22 protein-coding genes are annotated in these 24290 nt (G+C 71.7%); 5 read left to right on the top strand and 17 right to left on the bottom strand.

Annotated features, from left to right (window positions below):
• Nucleotides 1-31: 31 nt before the first annotated feature.
• The 3 genes from ACF1CT_RS23535 to ACF1CT_RS23525 form a co-directional block, all read right to left on the bottom strand.
• On the bottom strand, nucleotides 32-1090 hold the full coding sequence (locus ACF1CT_RS23535; protein WP_391785883.1) for an iron-siderophore ABC transporter substrate-binding protein: 1059 nt from the start codon (nucleotides 1088-1090) through the stop codon (nucleotides 32-34).
• Nucleotides 1091-1257: 167 nt separating this feature from the next.
• Complete coding sequence (locus ACF1CT_RS23530) at nucleotides 1258-3777, bottom strand: FtsX-like permease family protein (RefSeq protein WP_391785917.1); 2520 nt, start codon at nucleotides 3775-3777, stop codon at nucleotides 1258-1260.
• Nucleotides 3777-4589 carry an ABC transporter ATP-binding protein gene (locus tag ACF1CT_RS23525; RefSeq protein ID WP_391785882.1) on the bottom strand — a complete coding sequence of 271 codons (813 nt, stop codon included), beginning with the start codon at nucleotides 4587-4589 and terminating at the stop codon, nucleotides 3777-3779. The genes ACF1CT_RS23530 and ACF1CT_RS23525 overlap by 1 nt, the downstream gene beginning before the upstream one ends.
• Nucleotides 4590-4697: 108 nt before the next feature.
• Here ACF1CT_RS23525 and ACF1CT_RS23520 point away from each other — a divergent pair, with 108 nt between their 5' ends.
• Nucleotides 4698-5681: a response regulator transcription factor gene (locus ACF1CT_RS23520; protein WP_391785881.1), complete on the top strand. Its 984-nt coding sequence runs from the start codon at nucleotides 4698-4700 to the stop codon at nucleotides 5679-5681.
• Between the two features lie 17 nt (nucleotides 5682-5698).
• Here the strand turns inward: ACF1CT_RS23520 and ACF1CT_RS23515 are convergent, their stop codons facing one another.
• The 4 genes from ACF1CT_RS23515 to ACF1CT_RS23500 form a co-directional block, all read right to left on the bottom strand.
• On the bottom strand, nucleotides 5699-6541 hold the full coding sequence (locus tag ACF1CT_RS23515) for an ABC transporter ATP-binding protein (RefSeq protein WP_391785880.1): 843 nt from the start codon (nucleotides 6539-6541) through the stop codon (nucleotides 5699-5701).
• A 41-nt stretch (nucleotides 6542-6582) separates the two neighbouring features.
• Entirely contained in the window at nucleotides 6583-7644 is a 1062-nt protein-coding gene (locus ACF1CT_RS23510) for a FecCD family ABC transporter permease (protein WP_391785879.1), read from the bottom strand.
• The gene (locus ACF1CT_RS23505) at nucleotides 7641-8699 is read right to left on the bottom strand and encodes a FecCD family ABC transporter permease (protein WP_391785878.1); all 1059 of its coding nucleotides are present in this window, start codon (nucleotides 8697-8699) and stop codon (nucleotides 7641-7643) included. The genes ACF1CT_RS23510 and ACF1CT_RS23505 overlap by 4 nt, the downstream gene beginning before the upstream one ends.
• 83 nt (nucleotides 8700-8782) lie before the next feature.
• Nucleotides 8783-10126 carry a lysine N(6)-hydroxylase/L-ornithine N(5)-oxygenase family protein gene (locus tag ACF1CT_RS23500; RefSeq protein WP_391785877.1) on the bottom strand — a complete coding sequence of 448 codons (1344 nt, stop codon included), beginning with the start codon at nucleotides 10124-10126 and terminating at the stop codon, nucleotides 8783-8785.
• 249 nt (nucleotides 10127-10375) lie between these two features.
• Here ACF1CT_RS23500 and ACF1CT_RS23495 point away from each other — a divergent pair, with 249 nt between their 5' ends.
• The gene (locus ACF1CT_RS23495) at nucleotides 10376-11323 is read left to right on the top strand and encodes a methionyl-tRNA formyltransferase (RefSeq protein WP_391785876.1); all 948 of its coding nucleotides are present in this window, start codon (nucleotides 10376-10378) and stop codon (nucleotides 11321-11323) included.
• Between the two features lie 55 nt (nucleotides 11324-11378).
• Here the strand turns inward: ACF1CT_RS23495 and ACF1CT_RS23490 are convergent, their stop codons facing one another.
• The 6 genes from ACF1CT_RS23490 to ACF1CT_RS23465 all read right to left on the bottom strand — a co-directional run bounded on the left by ACF1CT_RS23490 (nucleotide 11379) and on the right by ACF1CT_RS23465 (nucleotide 17300).
• Entirely contained in the window at nucleotides 11379-11969 is a 591-nt protein-coding gene (locus tag ACF1CT_RS23490) for a hypothetical protein (RefSeq protein WP_391785875.1), read from the bottom strand.
• 14 nt (nucleotides 11970-11983) lie between these two features.
• Entirely contained in the window at nucleotides 11984-13147 is a 1164-nt protein-coding gene (locus tag ACF1CT_RS23485; protein ID WP_391785874.1) for an ROK family glucokinase, read from the bottom strand.
• Nucleotides 13148-13311: 164 nt separating this feature from the next.
• Complete coding sequence (locus tag ACF1CT_RS23480) at nucleotides 13312-14169, bottom strand: ATP-binding cassette domain-containing protein (protein ID WP_391785873.1); 858 nt, start codon at nucleotides 14167-14169, stop codon at nucleotides 13312-13314.
• Nucleotides 14166-15206 carry an ABC transporter permease gene (locus ACF1CT_RS23475; protein WP_391785872.1) on the bottom strand — a complete coding sequence of 347 codons (1041 nt, stop codon included), beginning with the start codon at nucleotides 15204-15206 and terminating at the stop codon, nucleotides 14166-14168. Before ACF1CT_RS23475 ends, ACF1CT_RS23480 begins: the two co-directional genes overlap by 4 nt.
• Complete coding sequence (locus ACF1CT_RS23470; RefSeq protein ID WP_391785871.1) at nucleotides 15203-16186, bottom strand: sugar ABC transporter substrate-binding protein; 984 nt, start codon at nucleotides 16184-16186, stop codon at nucleotides 15203-15205. The genes ACF1CT_RS23475 and ACF1CT_RS23470 overlap by 4 nt, the downstream gene beginning before the upstream one ends.
• A 397-nt stretch (nucleotides 16187-16583) precedes the next feature.
• Nucleotides 16584-17300: a GntR family transcriptional regulator gene (locus ACF1CT_RS23465; RefSeq protein WP_391785916.1), complete on the bottom strand. Its 717-nt coding sequence runs from the start codon at nucleotides 17298-17300 to the stop codon at nucleotides 16584-16586.
• A gap of 210 nt (nucleotides 17301-17510) precedes the next feature.
• Here ACF1CT_RS23465 and ACF1CT_RS23460 point away from each other — a divergent pair, with 210 nt between their 5' ends.
• On the top strand, nucleotides 17511-18548 hold the full coding sequence (locus tag ACF1CT_RS23460; protein WP_391785870.1) for a Gfo/Idh/MocA family oxidoreductase: 1038 nt from the start codon (nucleotides 17511-17513) through the stop codon (nucleotides 18546-18548).
• Between the two features lie 90 nt (nucleotides 18549-18638).
• On the opposite strand, the gene ACF1CT_RS23455 is transcribed toward ACF1CT_RS23460, so the two are convergent.
• From ACF1CT_RS23455 to ACF1CT_RS23440, 4 genes are all read right to left on the bottom strand, one after another.
• Complete coding sequence (locus ACF1CT_RS23455) at nucleotides 18639-19058, bottom strand: PaaI family thioesterase (RefSeq protein ID WP_391785869.1); 420 nt, start codon at nucleotides 19056-19058, stop codon at nucleotides 18639-18641.
• A gap of 16 nt (nucleotides 19059-19074) precedes the next feature.
• Entirely contained in the window at nucleotides 19075-20265 is a 1191-nt protein-coding gene (locus ACF1CT_RS23450) for a cytochrome P450 (protein WP_391785868.1), read from the bottom strand.
• Nucleotides 20266-20444: 179 nt separating this feature from the next.
• The gene (locus ACF1CT_RS23445; protein ID WP_391785867.1) at nucleotides 20445-21176 is read right to left on the bottom strand and encodes a response regulator; all 732 of its coding nucleotides are present in this window, start codon (nucleotides 21174-21176) and stop codon (nucleotides 20445-20447) included.
• A gap of 73 nt (nucleotides 21177-21249) precedes the next feature.
• Nucleotides 21250-22485, bottom strand: a complete 1236-nt coding sequence (locus ACF1CT_RS23440; RefSeq protein ID WP_391785866.1) for a sensor histidine kinase — start codon at nucleotides 22483-22485, stop codon at nucleotides 21250-21252.
• A 291-nt stretch (nucleotides 22486-22776) separates the two neighbouring features.
• On the opposite strand from ACF1CT_RS23440, the gene ACF1CT_RS23435 reads away from it, so the two are divergent.
• Nucleotides 22777-23064 carry a hypothetical protein gene (locus ACF1CT_RS23435; RefSeq protein ID WP_391785865.1) on the top strand — a complete coding sequence of 96 codons (288 nt, stop codon included), beginning with the start codon at nucleotides 22777-22779 and terminating at the stop codon, nucleotides 23062-23064.
• 83 nt (nucleotides 23065-23147) lie between these two features.
• A complete protein-coding gene (locus ACF1CT_RS23430; RefSeq protein ID WP_391785864.1) occupies nucleotides 23148-24275 on the top strand; it encodes a hypothetical protein in 1128 nt (375 codons plus the stop codon).
• The last annotated feature ends 15 nt before the right edge of the window (nucleotides 24276-24290 follow it).

The following is a 24290-nucleotide window of genomic DNA, read 5'->3' as shown; positions in this document are numbered from 1 at the left end:
ACCAAGTCTCTCCGGGGGCGGGACCGTTCACTCACTTGTTCCGGCCGACCGACGTGACGAGTTCGTCGATCGCGTACGGCAGCGACAGCAGCGTTCCCTGGGACATGGCCGCGCCGACGGCCGGGCCCTCGCTGTCGAGCAGGTACGACACCCTGCCGTTCTTGACGGCGGACAGGTTGGTGAACAGCTCGAACTTCTTCAGCGCCTCGGTGTCCGCCTCGTCCCCGATGACGAAGACGCGGTCGACGTCGACCAGGTCGACGCGCTCGGGGGAGAGCACGGTGTAGAACTTGCCGTCGGCGATCTCGTCGATCTTCGTCGCGCCCTTGTAGCCGATGCCGGTGATCAGTCGTCCGCGCACGTCGGTGGTGGTGAAGGGGGCGATCGAGTCCTTGTACCAGGACAGTGCGACGGCGGTCTGGTCCGCGAACTCCGGGTGCGCGGTGCGAGCGGCGTCGAGCTTGTCCTGAATGCCCTTCACCAGTCCGGTGCCCTCCTTCTCCTTGCCGAGCGCCTTGGCGATGTGCACCGCGTTGTCCTGCCACGGTGCGCTGAAGGGCTCCTTCTCCCCCTTGGTGCGTCCCACCGTCGGAGCGATCCTGGAGAGCTTCTCGTAGGCGGCCCGGTCGATCTCGGAGTAGACCGCGATGATCAGGTCCGGTCGCAGGGAGGCGATCTTCTCGTAGTTCGGGCCCGTGTCACCGTTGCTCATGATGACCTCGGGGCGGATGTCGCCCCACTTGTCCTTCACCCAGGGCCACTGGGTGTTGACGTCGGGGGACGTGCCCGCCGGGTTCGGGTACTGGTCGACCATGCCGACCGGCTTGATGCCGAACGCCAGGATGGCCTGGTCGTCCGTGTACCCCACGGAGACGACCCGGCGGGGAGCCTTGGTGATCTTCGTGGAACCGAACGCGTGCTCCACCGTGACCGGGAACGCGCCCGCGGCGGCGGCCGGGGCGTCATCGCTCCCGCCGTCCGCCGCGTCGGAGCCGCATCCCGTCAGGAGGCCGACGCCGAGCGCCGCGGCGGACAGGACCGCCGCGAGCCGCCGCCACGGCCTCACGGGCGTCGTTCGATGGAGAAGCATCCAAAGCCCCTTGCTCTCGCATGGCCGGCCGTCCCTGGTCGAGGACAGCCGAACCGTATCCTGCACAAGTGAGGTCAGCCTACCCTAACTTTCGAACTGTCCCCATGTGTCGGCGCGTTGAGCACAGGATCCGCCCGGTTTCACCGCTCAGCGGTGGGCCCGCGCGCTCACTGCCCGCCCGGCCCGGACCTGTCCGCCCGCTGGGCCGCCCGGGCGGGCAGGGCGGTGGAGAGGAAGGCGAGGGCCGCCGCCGCCGCGACGACGAAGGCGAAGGAGAGCGGCGGCGCGTAGGGCGTCGCCTGGCCGGTCATGCCCAGGCTGTAGGCCGTCAGCGTCGCGCAGGTGACCAGCGTCCCCAGCCCGATCGCCAGCAGACCGACCATCAGGGTTTCCCAGCGGAGCATCACACGCACCTGGCGGCCGGTCGCGCCGATCATCCGCAGGAGGGCGAATTCGCGCCGCCGGGCCGATGTCGCCATCACCAGTGTGTTGACCACCGCGACCCCGGTGAACGCGATGACCAGCCCCATCGCGATGTAGTTGACCTGGGCCTGGGCGCCGTCCTGACCGCGACGGGCGGCTTCGACGTCGGCACGGTCCAGGACCCGGACCGCAGGGAAGCCGCTCAGGGCGGCGGCCAGTTCGTCGCGGCCGGGCACTCCGGCCACCAGGACCGAGGAGGACAGCGGGTTGTCGACGTGCTCCGCCACCAGCCGGTGCGGGAGCAGCACATCGCCGAAGCCGAGCCCGCGTTCGTAGATCGCGGACACCTTCAGCTCCTTCTTCGCGCCGTCGCCGAGCGTGACCGTCACGCGGTCCTGGAGCCGTGCGTGCCTCGTCCGGGCCGCCAGGTCGCTCAACGCCACGGTGTCACCGCTCATCGTGGCCAGGGTGCCCGAGGTGACGCCCGGATCGACGGTACGGGTCAGATCCCGCGAACTCACGCCCTGGGCGGAGAACTTGTCCTGCCCGATCCGGACCGTGGTACGGATGACCTCCGTCGCCGTCGCGCCCGGCAACCGCCCGCGCACGGCCTGGGCCGCCCCGGACGGGACACCGGGCCCCGAGGCCGCGAGGACGTACGGCGCCTTCGTTCCCGACTCGGCCTGCTCCCCCGCCGCGTGGCTCGTCGTCGTCTGTGTGAACAGGATCGTCGAGGCCATCGCCACGGCCAGGCTCAGGGGGGTGACCACGGCCGCGATCCGGCGGAGGTCGGTGCGGGCGTTCCGCGATGCGAGGAACCCGGACGCCGGCGACACCCGCTGGACGACCCACCCCATGACTCCCGTCGCGAGCCCGGCGATCGACGGGCCGAGCAGCGCGATCGCGCCCGTCGCCAGGATCACCGAGAAGAAGGTCACGGGGGTGGCCGCGGCGTCGGTCTCCAGCCCCGGGAGGACCAGGACCAGGACGACGTATCCGACGGCGGCGAGGACACCGCCGACCACGCGGCCGGGACCCTGCCGACGGACCGTGAGCGCCGCCTCCGCGAGCCCCTCGGTCGGTCGTACCCGGGCCGGCCGCCGGGCCGACACCCGGGCCGCACCCCACGCGGCGAGCAGCGTCGCCAGCACCGCCACGACGGGCGGGAACACGCTCAGTGTCAGCTCCAGGGTGTCCGGAAGCGCTCCGACCTCGACGAACCGTCCGTACATCCAGCGGGCCAGGACCAACCCCGCGCAGGCTCCCGGCACCCCGGCCAGCAGTCCGACGACCATCGCCTCGCGCCCCACCATCCGGCGCAGCTGTCGCGGGGTCGCCCCGACCGCCCGCAGCAGCGCCAGTTCACGGGCCCGCTGCTGCACGGAGAGCGCGAAGGTACCGGCCACCACCAGCAGCGCGACGAGGAGCGACGTGCCGCCCATCGCGCCGCCCAGACTGATCAGGCTGATCCGAGCCTTGTCGGCGTCGATGAACTCGACGGACCCGCGTCCCTCGCCCGACCGCGCCTTCAAGGGGGTTCCGGAGAGCGCCGCGACCACCCGGTCGTGGACGTCGCCCGTCGCGGCGCCCGCGGAGGTGAGCAGGCCGAGCGCGGAGACCTGCCCCGGGTGCCCGGCCAGGCGGCGCGCCTCCTTCTCACTGAAGAAGAGCGTCGACTGGCGCGGCAGGGCGTCCCGGCCGGTGGGCGCGGCGACGCCGACGACCCGGTACACCGCGGGCGCGCCCGTGGACTGGACGGTCACCCTCGCGCCGGTGCGCAGTCCGCTGCCCGCGTCGGCGACGATCTCGTCCGGCCCGGCGGGGGCACGGCCCTCGCGCAGCGCGAAGGGCGTGAGCCGGGCCGAGCCCCAGGCGTGGCCCCACGAGGCTCCCTCGCCGAGCGGGCCCTCCGGGCCCATCACCTGTGCGGGGAAGGTGAGTTCGGTGACCACCTCGCGCACCCCGGGGACGTCCGCGAGCTTCTTCAGCAGGGCGGGGTCCTCGTCCAGCCAGGCGCGTTCGGTCAGCGGCTTCGACTTCTCCTTCGTCTTGCCCTTCTTGACCTTCGTCCAGTGCAGCTCCTGGTCGGCGGTGACCAGGACGGGCGTCCCCGCGTAGCGCTCGGTGGGGATCGTCCCGCGTAAGCCGGTGTCGAGCAGCGCCCCGCACGCGGTGACCAGCGCCGCCGCGAACATCAGGGCCACGAAGGCGCCGGCGAAGGCCCCCTTGCGGGCCCGCAGGGTGCTCAGCGCGAGTGTCAGCATCACGCCCACGCTCCCAGGCGGCTCATGCGGTCGGCGACGCGCTCGGCGGTCGGCGCGAGCATCGTGTCCGCGATCTGTCCGTCGGCGAGGAACAGCACGGCGTCGGCGTACGCGGCGGCGACCGGGTCGTGCGTGACCATCACGACGGTCTGGCCGAGGCCGTCCACGGTCCGGCGGAGCAGCCCGAGGACCTCCTTGGCGGTCATGGTGTCCAGCGCGCCGGTCGGCTCGTCGCCGAAGACCACCTCGGGACCGGTGATCAGGGCGCGGGCGATCGCCACGCGCTGCTGCTGGCCGCCGGAGAGTTCGCCGGGCCTGCTTCCGGTGCGTCCGGTGAGTCCGACCTGGTCGGTGATCCGCGCCAGCCGGGCGGCGTCCGCGCGGCGCCCGGCGAGGCGCAGCGGGAGCGTGATGTTCTGCTCGACGGTCAGCGAGGGGATCAGGTTGTACGCCTGGAAGACGAAGCCGATCCGGTCCCGGCGCATCCGGGTCAGCGCGGTCTCCCCGAGGGCCGTCAGCTCCTGGTCCCCGAGGGTCACCGTGCCGCCGCTCGGCCGGTCGAGGCCGGCCGCGCAGTGCAGGAAGGTCGACTTGCCGGAGCCGGAGGGGCCCATCACGGCCGTGAAGCTGCCGCGCGTGATGGCGATGTCGATGCCGCGCAGCGCGTGCACCGCGTTCGCGCCGCTGCCGTACACCTTGGTCACGCCGTCGAGGCGTATCGCCGTGTCCGGGTTCCCGGTGCGTGGTCCGGTCGAGTGGGCTGAGGGGGCGGCCGCCGTGGCGCGGTCCGCCGGGGCGAATTTCTTGGGCATGCGTCGAGCCTGCTGCGCGGACGATCATTGCTCTACTGTCAGAAAGGGCAGCCGCTGGCATGTTGCTGCCAACGGGCACGCCGACCGGGCGGCCCGCAGGGGGAGAAAATGAGTCTGACGGCAGTCGGGGTGTCCGATGAGCACCTCCGTCTCTACCGCTATTTCCTGCGCAATCCGGAGTGCGGCACCGAGGACGCGTGCAGCGCGCTCGGCTGGGACCGCGACACCGTGGACGAGGGCCTCGACGAACTGCAGTCGCACAGCCTGATCCGGCTCACCGATCGGCACACGGTGCTGGTCTCCGACCCCGCGGTCGCCGTGGAGTGGCTGGTGGAGCGGCGTCTGGGCGAACTCAAGTCCGCCACGGACCAGGTGCTCGCCACGCGCGCCGTGATCGCGCCGCTCGTCGACGACCACAAGCAGGGAACGGAACGGTCGCCGAGCAGCGACATCGAACGCGTCGACGGTGTCGACGCCATTCGGGAACGTCTCACCGACCTGGCGTTCTTCACCTTCCGCGAGCACATGTCGCTGCTGCCGACGCCGTGGCAGTCCCGCAGCATCGAGGAGGCCAGGGAGTCCGACCTGCGGATGTTGCGCCGCGGGATCCGCTGGCGCACGGTGGTGACGCCGATGGCTCTCGCCGACCCGGGGACCCTGGCGTACCTGCGTGAACTCGTCGCCCTGGGCGGGGAGGTGCGCAGCACCGGGCAGGCGATCCGGCGGATGGCGATCTGGGACCGCGGGGTCGCGATGGTGCCGGTGGATCCGGACGACCACGACGAGGCGACGCTGATCGTCCGTCAGCCCGGGGTGGTGGCCAACACGGTCGCCTGGTTCGAGCAGGTCTGGGACACCGGCCACGACCTGCCCGCCGAGGACGGTCCCCCGGCGCGGCAGCCGAAGCTGTCCGATCTCGAACGCCGCGTGCTGGAGGTCCTCACCCGGACGGACAAGGACGAGGCGGCCGCCCGCGAAATGGGTGTCTCGCTGCGGACGTTCCGCCGCTACATCGCCGACATCATGCTGCGGCTCGGTGCCGCCAACCGGTTCCAGGCGGGTCTGCTGGCCAAGGAACGGGGCTGGATCTGAGCTCCTTCCGGGGCGGCTCAGCCCTGTGCCCGGACATGCGTGCGTCCGATCGGCACCACGAGGGGCCGGTCGCCCATGGGATCGTCGATCACCTTGGCGCGCAGCCCGAACGCCTCGTGCAGCAGCTCGGCGGTGATCACCTCACGCGGATGCCCCTGGGCCAGGATCTCACCGGCCCGCATCACGACGAGGTTGTCGCTGTAGCGCGTGGCCAGATTGAGGTCGTGCAGCACCATGACCACGGTGCGCCCCGACTCGTGCAGGTCGTCCACGAGGTCGAGCACGTCGATCGCGTGCGCCAGGTCCAGATAGGTGGTCGGTTCGTCCAGCAGCAGCAGGTCGGTGCCCTGGGCCAGGGCCATCGAGATCCAGACGCGTTGACGCTGCCCGCCCGAGAGCGAGTCGACCGGGCGGTCGGCCAGCTCGGACACCCCGGTCATGGCCAGCGCGCGCGCCACGACACCCGCGTCGTCCGACGACCACTGCCGCAGCCAGCTCTGGTGCGGGTGGCGCCCCCTGGCGACCAGGTCGGCCACCGTCAGCCCTTCCGGCGCGACCGGCGCCTGCGGCAGCAGGCCGAGCTTCTTCGCCACGTCCCTGGTCCTGAGCCCGGCTATGTCCTCGCCGTCCAGCACGACCGCGCCGGCGGCGGGCTTGAGCAGCCGGGTCAGGGTGCGCAACAGGGTGGACTTGCCGCAGCCGTTGGGGCCGATGATCGTGGTGATCACCCCCGGCGGGATCGTCACGTCCAGGCCGTCGATGACGGTCCGGCCGCCGTATCCGACCGTGACGCCCCTGGCCGCCAGCCGCGGGACGGCGTCGGTCCCGGTCCCGGTCCCGGTGATGAACTGAGCGGCCACAGGAAGCCCCCTTGTTGAGGTTTGCCTTACCTTCATACCATCTACTTGAGGTTGGCCCGCACCAGCAGATAGACGAGGAACGGCCCGCCGATCGCCGCGGTGACCACGCCGACCGGGAGGGTGATCGGCAGCGCCGTGCGCGCGACCAGGTCCGCGCCGATCAGCAGCAGCGCCCCCACCAGGCCCGAGGCCACCATCGGCGGCGTCGGGTGCTTCGCCAGACGCATCGTCACCTGCGGTGCCACCAGGGCGACGAACGGAACCGGGCCCGCCGCGCCCACCGACACGGCGGCCAGCAGGACCGCGCACAGCAGCAGCACGGCCCGCACCCGGGTGTACCGGACGCCCAGTCCGGCGGCCACGTCGTCACCGAGGTGCATCGGCCTGAACTGGAACGCGGCACCGGCCACGACGACGATCAGGACCAGCGTGCACCAGAACGCCACCGCGACCTCGTCCCACGACCGGTTGTCCAGCGAACCCACCAGCCACGCCTGGGCCCTGGCCACGTCCTTGATGTCGGCCGAGACCAGCAGCCAGGTGGTGATCGCCTCCATGGCGGCGCCCACCGAGATGCCGATGAGGATGAGCCGGAAGCCGTCGATCCCGCGCCGCCACGCCAGGAAGTAGACGAGAAGACCGGTGCCGAGACCGCCCAGCAGCGCCGCCGCGGACAGGCCCACCGAGCTGACGACCGTCGCGGCGGCACCGCCCGACACCGTCACCAGGAACACCGCGACCGCGCCGGCACCGCCGGTGATCCCCAGGATGTCCGGGCTGGCGAGCGGATTGCGCGCGACGGACTGCGTGACCGCCCCGGACACGCCCAGCGCGATCCCCACCACGAGACCGGCAAGGGCGCGTGGCATGCGCAGGTCCATGACCACGAACTCGTCGACCTGCTCGCCCCGGCCGAGGATGGTGGCGATCACCCGGGACAGCCCGATGGGGAAGTCCCCGACGGCGATGGAGACGCAGAACACCAGGAAGGTCGCCGCCACCAGCACCAGCGTGACCAGGACGAGCCGGGGCCGCCACACGAACGAGACCGGGCCGAGCCGTACGCCCGGCGCCACCGAAGGATTCACGTCTGTCCCGTTCACGCGTTCTTGAACTTTCCCCGCCACACCAGGCCCGCGAAGAACGGGGCCCCGAGCAGCGCGACGACGACTCCCGCGTCCAGTTCGCCGGGCCGCACCACCAGCCGCCCCACGATGTCGCAGACCAGCAGGACCGCGGATCCGAGCAGTCCCGCGTACGGCACCAGCCAGCGGTAGTCCGGCCCGGCCAGATACCGGGCCACGTGGGCCACCATGAGCCCGAGGAAGGCGATGGGCCCGCAGGCCGCCGTGGCCGCGCCCGCGAGCAGGGTGATGGCGAGGATGCCCACGGTCCGGCTCAGCGCGATGTTCACGCCCAGCCCCCGCGCCACGTCGTCGCCCAGGTTGAGCAGGTTGAGGGAGGGCAGCGTGGTGAGTGCCAGGACCAGCCCGAGCGCGATGAACGCCGTCACCGGCCAGATGACGTCGAACCGGACACCGGCCACGGAGCCCGCGTTCCAGAACCGCAGCGCGTTCAGCGACTTCTGGTCGGAGAGCGCGACCGCCGTGGTCATCGCCGCGAGGAACACCGTGATCCCCTGCCCGGCCAGGGCGAGCGTCAGCGGATTGCCCGCCCCGCGGCCGATGCTGGCGAGACCGAAGACGACGACGCCGGCCACCGCCGCCCCCGCGAAGGCGAACCAGACGTACTGGAACGGGTTGGTGAGGCCGAACACGGAGATCACCGACACCACGGCGAACGAGGCACCCGCGTTCACCCCCAGCAGCCCCGTGTCGGCGACCGGGTTGCGCGTGTATCCCTGGATCAGCGCACCACCGACGCCCAGGGCGGCACCCGCGACGAGGGCGAGGACCGTCCGGGGCACCCGCACGGTCTGCACGATGAGCCGGATCTCGGTGAGCCGCCGATCGGACTCGGGCGTCGCGAACAGCCCGTGCCAGACCTCGGCCGGACTCAACGCGCGCGCGCCGACGGCCAGCGACACCGCCGCCGCGACCACGAGGACCGCCACCAGCGTGCCCAGGCCCACCACCCGCCGCCGACGGGCCCGAATCGTACCCGTCGGCGCGGAAAGCTCCACTGCAGTCGTGCACATGTCGATGTACGTTATCCCCTTGATCCACCGACGCCGCGGGGCCGGTGGGACACTTCACGGCCGGAACGAAGTGGGTCCATGGATCAGGCCGTGCCGCGGACGGCCGGACGGGCCTCGTCGGAGGTGGACTTGAGACCGCTGCCGAGCAGCGAGTCCAGGATCTCGCCCACCCGTATCGCGGTGTTGGACAGCAGGGACGTCGTGATGCCGTGCGTGTGCTCCGTCCCGCCCTGGAGGTAGATTCCGCAACGGAGGCCCGGGTCGGTCGCGATGCGGTAGTCGCGCTCGACGCGGAGGCGGCCCTCGTCGTCGCGCAGGCAGCGGTCGGCGACCTCGCCGAGGAGGCCGACGGGATCGGCGGGACTGTAGCCGGTGGCGAACACCACGACGTCGGAGTCCAGCAGCGTCTCCTCGCCCGTGACGAGGGACTCCACGGTGGCACGGACTCCGTCCGGGGTCTCCTCCACCCCGGCGACCCGGGACACGTTGAGGAAGCGCAGCCGTTCGGTGCCGAGAACCTTCTCCCGGTACATCTGCCGGTACAGGTCGTCGATCAGGTCGATGTCCACGACGGAGTAGTTGGTGTTGCCGTGATAGGCCATCAGCCGGTCCTTCACACCGTCGGGCGCGGCGAAGTAGTCGTCGACAGCCCCGGGGTCGAAGATCCGGTTGGCGAAGCTGCTGTCGTCGGCGGGGCTGTAGCCGTAGCGCGAGAAGACCGCGCAGACCTCGGCCCGGGGAAAGCAGCGGTGCAGGTAGGCGACGCTCTCGGCGGCGCTCTGCCCGGCGCCCACGACGACGAACCGCGAGGGCGAGGCGCCTTCCAGCGCCTCGACCTTGCGCAACAGGTCGGAGTTGTGCCAGACGCGTTCGCCGCGCTCCACCCCTTCCGGCACGAGGGGGCGCAGTCCGGTGCCGATGACGAGGTTGCGGGCCCGGTGGACCCGGAGCCCCTCCTCCGAACGGACGGTCACGTCCAGGTGGTCCACGGCACCGTCGTGGACCACCGGCGTGACGGAGACGACCTCGTGGCCGTAGGAGACCTGGTCGTCGACCTTGGCCGCGGCCCATTCGAAGTAGTCGTGGAACTCCACCCTCAGAGGGAAGAGGTTCTTGTGGTTGATGAAGTCGATCAGCCGGTCCCTGCTCTGCAGGTAGCAGAGGAAGCTGAACTCGCTGGCGGGGTTCCGGAGCGTGACCAGGTCCTTGAGGAAGGACACCTGCATGGTGGCGTCGTCGATCAGCATGCCCCGGTGCCAGCCGAAGCGCGGTTGCTGTTCGAAGAAGTGAGCGCTGAGCGACTCCCGCCCGTCGACGCGTGCGTTGTGCTCGCCGAGGGCGATCGCCATGGCCACATTGGAGGGGCCGAAGCCGATGCCGATGAGGTCGTGGACCGGTGGTGCGTCGTCAGGAAGAACCTGTGACATGTCACTCCCATCGTGCGGGAAAGCCGCCTGTCAGGCGCGGGGGAAGGGGGAAGGACGTGGGCACGCCGACAGGACTGCCCAGCAGAACTTAGGTGAGCCTAAGCTCATCACGCCGCTCTGTCGACAGGACAAAACGGATGACCGGTAACTGACAACCCATCAACCAGTGGCTTAAATCGTATGGTTGAAAGCTAAGGTAAGCCTTGCTTTACTCACTGGTGGTCCATCCCTGTCCTGAGGAGGAACCCCATGCGGGTCGTCATGTTCGGTTACCAGACCTGGGGGCATCGAACCCTGCGAGCCCTCCTGGACTCCGAGCACGACGTGGTGCTGGTCGTGACACACCCCCGGAGCGAGCACGCCTACGAGAAGATCTGGAGCGATTCGGTCGCCGACCTCGCCGAGGAGCACGACGTCCCGGTGCTGATCCGCAACCGCCCCGACGACGAGGAGTTGTTCCGGCTCCTCGAGGAGGCCGATCCGGACATCATCGTGGCCAACAACTGGCGGACCTGGATACCCCCGCGCGTCTTCGGCCTCCCGCGCCACGGCACACTGAACGTCCACGACTCGCTGCTGCCCAAGTACGCCGGCTTCTCCCCGCTGATCTGGGCCCTGATCAACGGCGAGTCCGAAGTCGGTGTCACCGCGCACATGATGAACGACGAACTCGACGCCGGCGACATCGTCCGGCAGGAGGCGGTCCCGGTCGGCCCGGAGGACACCGCCACCGACCTCTTCCACAAGACCGTCGGCCTCATCGCCCCGGTCACCATCGGCGCCCTCGACCTCATCGCCTCCGGGCGGACCGAGTTCACCGCACAGGACCGCTCCCTGGCGAGCTTTTTCCACAAGCGGTCCGCCGAGGACATCCGCATCGACTGGAGCTGGCCGGCACAGGACCTCGAACGGCTGGTCCGCGCCCAGTCGGAGCCGTACCCCAGCGCCTTCACCTACCACCGGGGCAGGCGGCTGGAGGTCCTCGCCGCGGTGGTGTCCCAGAACCGCTACGGCGGCACGCCCGGGCGCGTCTTCTACCGCGAGGGCGACGGCGTGGTGATCGTCGCCGGGGCCGACGCCCGCACCGGCCGCAACCACGGCCTGGCCCTGACCCGCGTACGGACCGAGGAGGGCCGGGAGATGCCCGCGACGGAGTACTTCACCTCCATGGGCGGCTATCTGACCGGCAGGCCCTGACGCGTCCGACGCCGACAGGGCCCGCGCGCCCGCCGGCGGGCCCGGCCGGCCCGGATCAGGGAGTCGCCGTGGACACCACGTACACGACGGGGTTCATCGGATCGGCCATGTTCACGGTGATGTCCTGGGTGGGCCGGGTCCCCTTGTTGGTGTGCGTGGTGCCCGCCCACTGGACACCCGGGTTGAAGGACCACCCGGAGACCTCCCGGTCCCGGGCGCCTACGGTCACCTCCCCCGTCTCCAGGGCGGAACGCCCGCTGCCCAGCCGGCTCAGGAAGCGGTCGAGTCCGGCGGACGTGGTGCGGAACTCCACGTACAGTCGGCTGACCTTCCAGTTGTTGGTCTCGTAGTACTGCACATCGGCCGAGTTCCCGGGCATCGGCAGCTCGTAGATCCGGCGCTGCAGCCGGGACGGCCAGCCCTCCCGGAGCCCCTGCACGGAGGCCTCGGCCTCCTTGTTCTGCCCGGAGCGGCGGCTCTGTCCGGCGGAGATCAGCAGGTAGCCGGCCGGGACACCGATGAGCAGCACGATGATGGTCGCCGTGATCAGACGGCGGCGGATCGTCCGGCGCCGCTCCTGCGGCGGCCGGTCGTCGTCGGGCGGCGAGGACGGTCGCGGCAGGACGGGGTGCTCGGCTGCGGTCATGTCTGTGGAGGTCCCTAGGAGGTGCGGGTGTTGCGCGTGCTGCGGATGGTGCTCGCGGCCTGGTCGTAGATCTGCGCGTACCGCTCGTACCGCTCGACGCGACGGCGGTTGGTGCGACGGAATCTGCGGGCCACCAGCCTGGCCAGGTCGGCGGCGCCGACCATGCCCGCCTCCGGGCCGAGCTGGGCCCGCGCGATCCTTGCCTCGGGCCGGTAGCCGCGGCCGGTGAGATGCCGCTTGAAGGCGTCCCTGGCGGGGCCGATCAGCAGGTCGTCGGCGGCGCTGACACCACCGCCGATGACGAAGCAGGAGGGGTCGAGCGCGGCGGCCAGGTTGGCGATGCCGACGCCGAGCCACTGGCCGATGTCCTGGAGGAGTTCGACGCACATCGCGTCGCCCTCACGGGCCAGCTCGGTGATGAGCGGCCCGGTGATGTCGGGGATGTTCCCCTTGACCCGCTCGATGATGCCGTGCGCCACCGGGGAGTCGGCCGCGGCCAGCTCCCTGGCCTCGCGTACGAGGGCGTTGCCCGAGCTGTACTGCTCCCAGCAGCCCCGGTTCCCGCACGGGCAGCGGTGTCCGCCGGGCACCACCTGCATGTGGCCGAACTCGCCGGCCACCCCGTACTTGCCCCGCTTGACCCGGCCCTCCTCCAGGATCGCGCCGCCGATACCGGTACCGAGCGTGATCATGACGAGGTGGTCCTCGCCGCGGCCGGCTCCGAACCGCCATTCCGCCCACGCGGCGGTGTTGGCGTCGTTGTCGACCATGACCGGCACGACGAGACGGGAGGCGAGCGCGTCGCGCAGCGGCTCGTCGCGCCAGGCGAGGTGCGGGGCGAACAGCACCTTGGAGCGGTCCGCGTCGACCCAGCCCGCCGCCCCGATGCCGACGGCGTGGACGTCGTGCCGGTCGGACAGGTCCAGGACCAGCTCGACGATGGTGTCCTCGACGACCTTCGGGCTCTTGGACTTGTCCGGTGTCTCGGTGCGCAGCTGTTCCAGGATCGTGCCGTCGGCGTCGACGACCCCGGCCATCACCTTCGTCCCGCCGATGTCGATGCCGACGGTGGGCACCCTCGGCGCCGTGAGGTGCGAGCGCCGCTCGCGGGTGCCCACGGTCCGCAGGACGGTGGCGCGGGCGGAGCCGCGGTGGGTGAAGTCGCGGTACGTGCTCATCGTCCCTGCGGGGTTGGTGGGCCGGGGCGGGTGGTCCCGGCGGCGGACGGTGCCCGTCGGGCTCGATTCTGCCACTGTCGGGGCCCCCGGGGCGGCGCACCCGGCTCCGGGCGGGCGGCGTCGGCGCCGCGCCGCGGGCGGGCGACGGCCCTCCCGGACGCGTCCTACGCCTCGTTCCCCGGGCCCGTCCCGGCCGGTCCCGACGCCCGCTCCAGCTCGTGACCGAGCTCCTCCAGCTCGCTGCCGCCCGCCATCTGACGGGTCAGCTCGTCCAGCGAGATGGACGTCTTCGTGTGGCTCCCGGCCATGGCGCCGCGCTTGAGCAGCACGAACCGGTCACCGACGAGATACGCGTGGTGCGGATTGTGCGTGATGAGGACCACGCCGAGACCCGCGTCGCGCGCGGCGGCGACGTACTTGAGGACGACCCCGGACTGCTTGACGCCGAGCGCGGCGGTCGGCTCGTCCAGCACGAGGATCTTGGCCCCGAAGTGGACGGCCCGGGCGATGGCGACGCACTGGCGCTCACCACCGGACAGGGTGCCGATCGGCTGGTCCACGTCGCGCAGGTCGATGCCCATGCGCAGCAGTGCGGAACGGGTCGTCTCGCGCATCAGACGTACGTCGAGGCGCTTGAACGGGCCCGCGCCGGTCGTCGGCTCGGAGCCGAGGAAGAAGTTCCGCCACACCGGCATCAGGGGCACCACGGCCAGGTCCTGGTAGACGGTGGCGATGCCGCGGTCGAGGGCGTCGCGCGGGTTGACGAGGGTGGTCTCCTCGCCGTCGATCAGGAACGCGCCCGCGTCGTGGCGGTGCAGCCCCGCGATGATCTTGATCAGGGTGGATTTGCCCGCGCCGTTGTCGCCGAGCACACAGGAGATCTCCCCCGCGTGGACCTCCAGCGAGACGTCCGTCAGCGCCTTGATGTTGCCGTAGAACTTGCTGACGTGGTCCAGCTCGACGAGGGCCCGGCGGGGCGCGTCCTGCCCGCCCGGGGCGCCCGGGGACTGGGGGGCCGTCATTTCGTCGCCTCCGCGCGCTTGCGTACCCATGCGTTGAGCAGGGTGGCCAGGAGCAGCATGGCTCCCAGGAAGAACTTGAACCAGTCCGGGTTCCACTCGGCGTACACGATGCCCTTGCTGGTCATGCCGAAGATGAAGGCGCCGATCGCGGAGCCGATGGCGGAGCCGTAGCCCCCGGTGATCAGGCAGCCGCCGATGACCGCGGCGATGATGAAGATCAGCTCGTTGCCGACGCCCTCGCCGGACTGCACCACGTCGTACGAGAACAGCAGGTGCTGTCCGGACACCCAGGCGGCGAAGGCCACCCCGAGGTAGAGCCCGATCTTGGTACGGATCACCGGCACACCGACCGCGCGGGCCGCGTCGGCCTCGCCGCCGACGGCGAAGATCCAGTTCCCAAAGCGGGTGCGGAGCAGGATCCAGGTGGCGATCGCGACGAGGACGGCCCACCACAGGATGGTGACCTTGAACTCCACGCCGCCGATCGTCCACTGCGAGGCGAAGACCCGGCGGGCCGAGTCGAAGCCCTCCATGTCGCCGATGGTCTTGGTCGAGACGGTTCCGCTGATCAGCTTGGTGAAGCCCAGATTGAGACCGGTCAGCATCAGGAACGTGCCGAGCGTGATGATGAAGCTCGGCAGTTTCGTGCGGGTGAGCATGAATCCGTTGAACGCGCCGATGGCCAGCGTGACCAGCAGGGACACCAGGACGCCGACCCAGACGTTGGCGGTCATCTGGTAGCTGAACATCGACGAGACCAGCGCCGAGCTGGTGACCAGCACCCCCGCGGAGAGGTCGAACTCGCCGCCGATCATCAGCAGCGCCACCGGCGCGGCCATGATCCCGATGGTGGAGGCGGCGTACAGCACCGTGCCGAGGCTGGAGGCGCGCAGGAAGCTGTCGGCGACGATCGAGAAGAAGAGGAAGACGGCCGCGGCGCCGACCACCGAGCCGAGCTCGGGGCGGCCGAGGAGTCTGCGCAGCGGGGAGGTGCGCAGCAGTCTCTCGTCGGCGTCGGCCGGGGCGGCCGCGCTCATCGAGTCCCCCGCTTCGTGTACTGGGCGAGTTCGGCGGCGTCCTTCGAGGTGATGATCTGCGGGCCGGTGAGGACCGGACGGCCGCCGCCGAGCACGTTGCCGTTGTAGCGGTACAGCCAGAGCAGGTCCACGGCCTCGTAGCCCTGGAGGTAGGGCTGCTGGTCGACCGCGAAGCCGAGCGACTCGTCCTGGAGCGCGGCGGCGACCTTGGCGTTCAGGTCGAAGGTGTCGATCTCGGCGGCGCTGCCCGCGGTCTTCTTCGCCTTGACGGCGGCGTCCGCGAACGGCGCCCCGAGGGTGACGACCGCGTCGATGCTCCTGTCCGCCTGGAGCTTGGCCTCGATGGACGCCTGGACGTCGGGCATGTTGGTGCCCTCGACGTACAGGTTCTGCATCTGCCCGTCGAACGCCTTCTTCGCCCCGGCACAACGCTGCTCGTGCCCGACGTTGCCCTGCTCGTGCAGGATGCACAGGGCCTTCTTGCGACCGCGCGCGTTGAGCTCGTCGCCGACCGCCTCGCCCGCGATGGACTCGTCCTGGCCGATGTGGCTGAGCGCGCCGAAGCGCTTGGACTCGGCGGAGCCCGAGTTCACCGTGATCACCGGGATGCCGGCCCGGACGGCCTTGGCGACGACGTCCTTCATCGCGTCGGGCTTGGCGAGCGTGACGATCAGCCCGTCGACCTTCTGGTCGATGGCGGCCTGGATCAGCTGGGCCTGCTGCTGCGCCTCGTCGTTGTGCGAGTACAGGAACTTGATGTTGTCCTTGACGGCGGCCTGCTCGGCTCCCCGCTGGACGATGTCCCAGAAGGTGTCGCCGTCACCGGAGTGGGTGACCATGGCGAAGGTCCAGCGGGGCGTGTCGACCGCGGCGCGGCCCTCGGCCGCGGCCCGGGCCGCACGTTCCTCCGCCCGCTTGCCACCGGTGCTGCTGCATCCCGCGAGGGAGGCCGCGAGCACTGCCGCAAGCACGGCGCCCATCGCGCGTACCCCTGTCCGAACCCTTGCCACGACGCCGTGCCCTTCTTGTGCTGCTCGCTGTGCTGTGCGGTCGGCCGGAGGTGTTCCGCGCCCGACCCGGCTGCCCAAGTATCACCGAGACGGCGACGGAGCCGCCCGGCAGGGCGGGGCACGCGGGTCGGCACCGGGGTGTTACGCGGCGGCGCGCCGGAGGCCTCCGGGTGGTGCGTACGGCTCTCCTCCCGCTGCGGGGGCGCGGTCGCCGGGGGACGGGACGCCGGTCCGGCGGACACCGGTCCCGGGTTCCCCGACGGCAGTTCTAGCGGTGGGCGCGCCCGGCGTCAACGGTTCGCGTGACGGTCGTCACGGGACCGACGGCCGGAGGGGAACGGGCCGCGGGAGCGGCCGGCGGGTGCCGTCACCGGACGAGCAGCCGGAGGTCGAAGGAGTAGCGGGAGGCCCGGTAGACGTGGGATCCGCACTCGACCGGGCGCCCGGTGTCGTCGAAGGTGGTGCGGTCCATGGTCAGCACCGCGGCGCCCTCGGTCTCGGCGAGCGCGGCGGCCTCCTGCGCGGTGGCGAGCCGGGCGCCGATGACCTGGTGGGCGCTGTGCAGGGCGATGCCCGCGCCGCGGATCAGCCGGTGGAGGCCGGTGGCCTCCAGCCGCTCGGTGTCCGGGTCGAGGATCCCGGCCGGCAGGTGGTTGCGCAGCAGCGCCAGCGGCTCGCCGTGCGTGTACCGCAGCCGCTCGACGAGGTGGACGTCGCTGCCCTCCGGGACACCGAGCGCGTCGGCGACCCGGGGCGGGGCGGGCTCCACGGTGTTGCGCAGGACGCGGGTGGTGGGGCGACCGCCGGTGGCCGCGAGGTCGTCGTACAGGCTGCTCAGTTCGAGCGGCCGCCGGACCCCGGTGTGCACGACCTGGGTGCCGACACCGCGGCGGCGCACCATCATCCCCTTGTCGACGAGTGACTGGATGGCCTGGCGGACGGTGGGCCGGGACAGACCGAGCCGGGCGGCGAGGTCGATCTCGTTGCCGAGGAGGCTTCCGGGGGCGAGCCTGCCCTGTTCGACGGCCGCTTCCAGCTGCTGGGCGAGCTGGTAGTAGAGCGGAACCGGGCTGGCGCGGTCCACCCCCAGTTCGAGCGCGGCGGGGTCGGTGGTGGGTTTGGGCACGGGTGGAGGGTAGCGCCGACGTCAGAACCTCCGGAAGTCATGGCATCCGGAAGTCATGCTGTCCGGACGTCATGGTGTCCGGTTGTCCGGACAACACGACCACCTGACAATGCCAATTTGTCAGGACATATAGTTGACAGCGCGAGGAGCGAACGGCACGTTGGGTCCATGCGCATCGGACTCATCGGCACCGGCCGGATCGGTTCCTTCCACGCGGACGTGCTGAGCCGCCACCCACGCGTGGACGCGTTGGTGGTGACCGACACCGACGGGGCCCGGGCCGCTCGCGTCGCGGACCGTCTCGGCGCGACGGCGGCCGACGGTACGGACGACGTGTGGGCCGCGGGCGTGGACGCCGTGGTGATCGCCTCCGCCACGTCGGCGCACACGGACCTGATCGTGCGGGCCGCGCGGGCGGGGCTGCCCGTGTTCTGCGAGAAACCCATCGCGCTGGACCTGCCGGGGACGCTGCGCGCGCTGCGCGAGGTCGAGGAGACGGGAGGCGTTCTTCAGCTGGGTTTCATGCGCAGGTTCGACGCGGGCTATCGGGCCGCGCGCGACGCGGTGCGATCGGGGGTGCTGGGCCGGCTGCACACCGTGCGGGCGACGACCATGGACCCGGCACCGCCGCCCGCCGCGTACCTGCCGCTCTCCGGGGGGCTGTACCGGGACTGTCTGGTCCATGACTTCGACATGCTGCGATGGGTGACGGGCCGTGAGGTGACGGAGGTGTACGCCGTCGGATCGGATGCCGGGCCCGCGATGTTCCGGGCGGCCGGCGACGTGGACACGGCGGCCGTGCTGCTGACCCTCGACGACGGCACCCTGGCCACGGCGTCGGCCACCCGCTGCAACGGCGCCGGCTACGACGTACGCATGGAACTCGCGGGCGAGACGGGCCAGATCACCGTCGGTCTGGACGACCGGACGCCGCTCACCTCCGCCGAACCGGGCCGCCGCAGCGCGCCACCGCGTCCCTGGCCCGGCTTCCTGGAACGATTCGCCCCGGCGTACGAGGCGGAGATGGACGCGTTCGTCCGGCTGGTGCACGGCGAACTGCCCAACCCGTGCGACGGCGGGGAGGCGTGGCGGGCACTGCTGATCGCCGAGGCGTGCGAGCTGTCGCGCCGGGAGAGGCGACCGGTGCGGATCGCGGAGATCATCGCCGGGGCGACCGTCCGCCCCGGCTCCCCGGTACCCGGCTGAGAGCCTGCCGGGTGAGCTTCGAGCGCCCGGCCGGAGTGCACCCGGCAGGCTCCGGCCCACCGCTTCGCGCCCCGTCCGTCCGATGGCCCGTCAGGACGACGCGGCGGACAGCACCGTCCCCTGGGCGACGGCGCAGAGCGCCTCCGCCCCGTCCTCCCCCGCCGCGAACAGCTCGCAGCGGACCACGGCCTGCCGTCGCCCGGTGTGCACGACCTCCGCGCGGGCGATCAGCGTGCGCCCGGTGGCGGGCCGGACGTACTGGACGGAGAAGCCGCCGGTGAGCACCGCCGGGCCGAGTGTCGTACCGGCGGCGAAGGTGATCGAGTTGTCGGCGGCGTAGGCGAGGACACCGCCGTGCAGGAAGCCGTTCTGCTGCTGGAGTTCCTGGCGCATGTCCACTTCGAGTGTGGCGGCGCCGTCGCCGAAGGCGGTGATCCGTGCTCCGACGAGTCCGCTGAACGGCTGACTGTCGAGAACCTTCCGCGCCATCTGCAAATCGAGTTCGGTCATGGCAGAGCTTCGCACCTCACCAGCGCACGGGCAACGTCCGGGTCCCTCGGATCAGCAGCCCCGGGCGCCAGTCCGACAGCCACGCGTCGTCGTCCGGCGCGAGGCCGGGGCAGCGCTCCAGCAGGGTGCGGATCGCGATCCGGCCCTCCAGCCGGGCAAGCGGCGCCCCCAGACAGAAGTGCATGCCGTGTCCGAAGGCCACGTGCCCGTGGGCCTCGCGACGGATGTCGAAGCGGTCCGGCTCCGGGAAACGGCCGGGATCGCGGTCGGCACCGGCAAGGCAGACCAGCAACGGCTCCCCCGCCGGAACGGTCCGCCCGCCGATCTCGACAGGCTCGCGCGGGAAGCGGAACGTGGCCGTCTCCACCGGACCGTCGTAGCGCAGCATCTCCTCGACCGCGCCGTCGATCAGGCCGAGGTCCGCACGGAGCGCGGCAAGTTGGTCCGGGTGGTCGAGCAACGCCCGTACCCCGTTGGAGATCAGGTTGACCGTGGTCTCGTGCCCGGCGACGAGCAGCAGGAAGGCCATGCCCACGAGTTCGTCGGGCGACAGCGCGTCCCCGTCCTCGTCGCGGGTCCTGACCAGCGCGCTCATCAGGTCGTCGCCGGGCGAGCACCGCTTGTCCCCGATGAGTTCGCCGAGGTACGCGCCCATGGCTGCCACGGCCTCGCCCTCCTGGTCCGGCGCGGACGGGGTGACGACGTCGTTCGACAACCGGCGGAACGTGTTCCGGTCCAGGTCCGGCACGCCGATCAGTTCGCAGATGACCGTTATCGGCAGCGGGAAGGCGAGCGCGTCCACGAGATCGGCGCGCCCGGCGGGCAGCATCGCGTCGAGGAGCTCGTCGGTGATCTGCTGGACACGGGGGCGCAGGGCCTCGACCCGGCGGGCGGTGAACTCCCGGGTGACCAGCTTGCGCAGCCGGGTGTGACGGGGCGCGTCCAGCTCCAGCATGTTCGCGTAGATCGGGTCGTCCCCCTCGGGCCGGTCCACCAGCCCCCGCCACTCCTTGGAGAACCGCGGGTCGGCGAGGGTCGCACGGCCCTCGTCGTAGCCCACCACGAGCCAGACCCGCTCGAACTCGTCGGTGCGGACGGTGTGGACGGGACCCCGGGCACGCAGCTCCGCGTAGTACGGGTAGGGATTCGCGGTGAAGTCCTCGATCCCTCGCAGATCGAGATCGACCTGCTTGCTGGCATCGGACATGTGAGCGCCCCTCCCGGTCTGATCGGCTCGATCCCTGGGGACCGACCGGTTCACCCTACGGCCGTCGCGATCACACCGGGACAGGTGTATCGGACGCGCTCCGGCCGAAACTCTCCGTCCGGGCACCGGCCTCGACCGGGCCGCGGGACGGCACCGGGCGGTACCGCCGCCCGCCCGGCTCACGGCGTGCCGTCGCCGCCGTCGTCGAGCAGACCCGCGTCGTGCACCAGCAGCGCGATCTGGACACGGTTGTTGAGGCCGAACCTCGCCAGGATTCTGGAGACCTGGGTCTTCACCGTCGCCACGCTCAGATAGAGCTCGCCGGCGATCTCGGCGTTGGAGCGACCGCGGCCGACGGCGGTCGCCACCTCGCGCTCCCGCTCGCCGAGTGCGGCGATCCGCTGCCGTGCCCGGTCGGTGCGGTCCGCCCGGTCGCCCCAGCCGTTCCCCGGCCCCGTCCCGGCGGCGTGGTCCATGAGCCGGCGGGTCACGGCGGGCGACAGCACCGGATCGCCGGACGCCACCCGGCGCACCGCGTCGACGATCTGTGCCGGGGGCGTGTCCTTGAGGACGAAGCCGGCGGCTCCGGCGCGAATCGCCCGGAGCACGTGCTCGTCGGCGTGGAACGTCGTCAGAACGATGATCTCCGGCGCGCCGGGCCGCGCCCGCAGCGTCTCCGTCGCCGACAGCCCGTCGACGGTCGGCATCCGGATGTCCATCAGGACCACGTCGGGGCGCAGCCGGTCCACGAGGTCCGGCACCTCCGACCCGTCGGCCCCCTCCCCCACGATGGCGAGGTCCTCGGCCCCGCCGAGCATGAAGGTGAGCCCGGCCCGTACGAGCGGGTCGTCGTCCACGATGAGCAGCCGGACCGGCGGTGCCGCGGGGTCCTCGGCGGGCGGGGTCGTCATGACGGCAACGGTAGGGCGTCGACCCGGCGCCCGTCGGCCACCCGCGGCGCGATGCACCGTTCGCCCCGGTCCGTCAGGGCCCGGTCGGTGTCCCGGGCGGCCACGGCAGCCAGGCCCGGACGCGGAAGCCGCCGTCCGGATCGGGCCCGTGATCGAGGCGCCCCCCGGCCAGGGTGGCACGTTCCGTGAGGCCGATCAGCCCCTGCCCGGAGCCGGGTACCCGCTGGAAGGGTTCGGCGGGCGCCGGGTTGCGTACCTCGACGGTGAGTCCGTCGCCCGGACCGCCGCGGACCGTGACGACCACCTCGGTGCCCGGTGCGTGCTTGCGGGCGTTGGTCAGCGCCTCCTGGGCGATGCGGTAGACCGTGCGTCCGGTGGCGGCGGGTGCCCCGGCCCGGTCGGTGACGCGGCTGTCGAGGGTCACCTTCATGCCGGCCTCCCTGGACTCGCTGATCAACGAGTCCAGGGTGGCGAGGGTGGGTTGCGGCCGGTCGCCGTCGCTCTCGCCGGGGCTGCGCAGGACCCCGATGATCTCCCGGAGGTCCTGGAGCGCCTCGTGCGCGCTGTCCCTGATGACCCCGGCGGCCCGCGCCACCTCGGCCGTCGGGGCGTCGGGACGGAATTCGAGGGCGCCCGCGTGGACGCTGAGGAGCGTCAGCCGGTGGGCGAGGACGTCGTGCATCTCCCGGGCGATGGCCTCCCGGGCCAGTCGCTGCGCCTGTTCGGCGCGGAGCGCCGCCTCGCTCTCGGCCCGGCGGGCCCGCTCGTGCAGGGTCACGACCAGTTGGCGTCTGGACCGCACGAACATGCCCCAGCCGACCACCAGCAGGCACAGGAGCACACCGATGACCACGGATTCGACGAGGGAGCTGTTCGGGTCCGGGCGCAGATACGGCTGCACCGGGGCGAGGGCGAGGTTGAGCACCAGCACGGCCGCCACCGGCCGGAACGGGCGGTGCACCGCCAGGCTGAACAGGGACACGAGCAGCGCCCCCGCCGAGGTCGGTTCGACGACGGAGACCAGTGTCAGCCCCAGCGCGACACCGACCGGCCACCGGCGCCGCACCCACAGCGTGCAGCAGGCCGCCGCCCCGACGAGGCCGTCGGCGAGGACGACGCCGTCCGGGGTGGTGTGGTCGGCGTCGATCGTCGTCATCGCGAGCATGCCGATCAGCGCCGCGCAGAGGAAGGCGGTGATGTCGACGATCCAGTCCCGCACGGTCCTTCGCGCTCTGCCGCCCCGGTCTCCGGGCAGCTCGGGGTCGGCCATGGCCGAGGGCAACAGCCAGCGGTACTCCGTACGCGTCATACGACGAAACTACTCAGCCCGGCCGGGGATCCCGGGCTTCGAGGACATGGAGGCCACCAAAGTCGCCGGACCCGAGACTTTCGGCCCAGCCGCGAAGGCCATCGGCCGACGCGGCGGCCGGGTCCGGGCCGGGCGGCGTCCCGCCCGGAAACGGACGGGTTCTCGGCGAAGGACGGCGCGCGGCCGAGGTGCGGCGATTTGCCGAACAGCTGGCCGGATTGGGCCGTCACAGATCCGGGCAGTCTGTCGTTCACTGCTCTACGGCGGTCTGACGGACGAGAGGCGTTCACGGTGCGGCAGTCTGTGCGATACCTGTTGTTCGCGGCCGGCACCGGTGTCTCGGCGCTCGCGGTGGCCGCCGTCCACGGCGCGAGCCGTCTGCCGTTGGCCATCGTCCTGTACGCCGACGGCGTCATCGGCCTGTGCTGGCTCGTCGTCACCGTGCTGCTCCTTCGCCGCCGCCGGCCGTACGCAGCGGGCGTCGAGGCGTCCGGCCCGGGGCCTCATCGCGCCGTTCGGTTCTCCGTCGACGGTGAGCCCCTCGCCCGTTCCCATTGGGGCAGCCGCTACCGTCCCTGATCCGGCCAAACTCCCGGCGTGCCGCTCCCGGTCCGCCCGTGCTCTGCGAGCATGACCGGCGACCCCTTGCCGAGGAGCGCATCGTGACCCAGGTGACCAGGATTCTTCCGAGTTCGGCCGTCATGACCCATCCCGTTCGTCTCGCCCAGGCCCAGGACCTCGCGGACCGGCTGGGGCTCGACGGCCTGGCCGTCGACCCCGATCCGCAGGGTTCGCCCTCCGCTCTGCGCACCGCTCTGGTCGCCTGGTCGGCGGCGAGTCCCGGGGCGGGTCACCACCTCGTCGTCCAGGACGATGTCGACGCGCCCGCCGAGCTGCTGGAGATCGTCGCCGAAGCCGTTTCCCGGTTCCCCGACGAGGCGTTGGTGTTCTACACCAACTGGCATGCCCGCAACGGTGGCGCCGCGCGCCTGGCAGCGCTCGCGGGTGCCTCCTGGGTGCGGGCCGTTCCCGACGAGTTCACGCCGTCCCTGGCCGTGTGTCTGCCGTTCGCGACGGCCACCGCCTTCCGGGCGTTCGCGCGGGGCAGTGCCGAGCGGCACGACGACGAACTGTTCTCCGTGTTCTTCCGGGGACGCGGCAGGATGGGTCTGCTCGCCGTGCCGAACGTCGTCGAGCACATCGGTACCAGCAGCATCAACGGTCACGCCGCCCAGGGCATCCGGCTCGCGGTCTGCCCCACCTCCGCCGCGGACGCCGAACCCCTGCTCGCTCGCGGAAGGGTGCTGGAGGAGCCCGGCTGGATTCCGTACATGCGGTACGGGGAGGGCTTCATCCGGCTGGCCGGCCAGGAGAAGGACGCCGACGGCGGGCGCGGACACCACCCCTGGCGCGAGGCCCTGCCCGCGACCGGGCTCACGGAGGAGAGCGTCGACGCCGCGCGGGCGGCGCACCTCCCGGAGGACCTGGTGGCTCGGGTGGCGGACACGTTCGGCAGGCCCTTCGCCGAGGAGTTGTGGACGCACTGCCTGCTGCTCGGACGGCAGGCCGCCCACGCCGCCCGCGGTCTCGGGCCCGCCCCCGACGGCGTGCCCGGGGCCGCGCTCGGCAGAATGCGGCGCTCCGCCATCGCCACCGCCGGGCCCGCCGGACTGCCGCCCGAGCGGCGTCCCGAGGCGGGCCCGGACGAGGTCCGGTCGATGGCCGCACTGGCAGAGAGCGCCGTCCGCACCGGCGAGGACCTCCTCCGGGCCCACTCCTCAACTCTGTAACCGTCGCGGGCGGCA

This window comes from Streptomyces sp. NPDC014734 (assembly GCF_043083325.1).
GTDB lineage: Bacteria > Actinomycetota > Actinomycetes > Streptomycetales > Streptomycetaceae > Streptomyces.
This window is presented reverse-complemented; position numbering and strand designations above follow the sequence as displayed.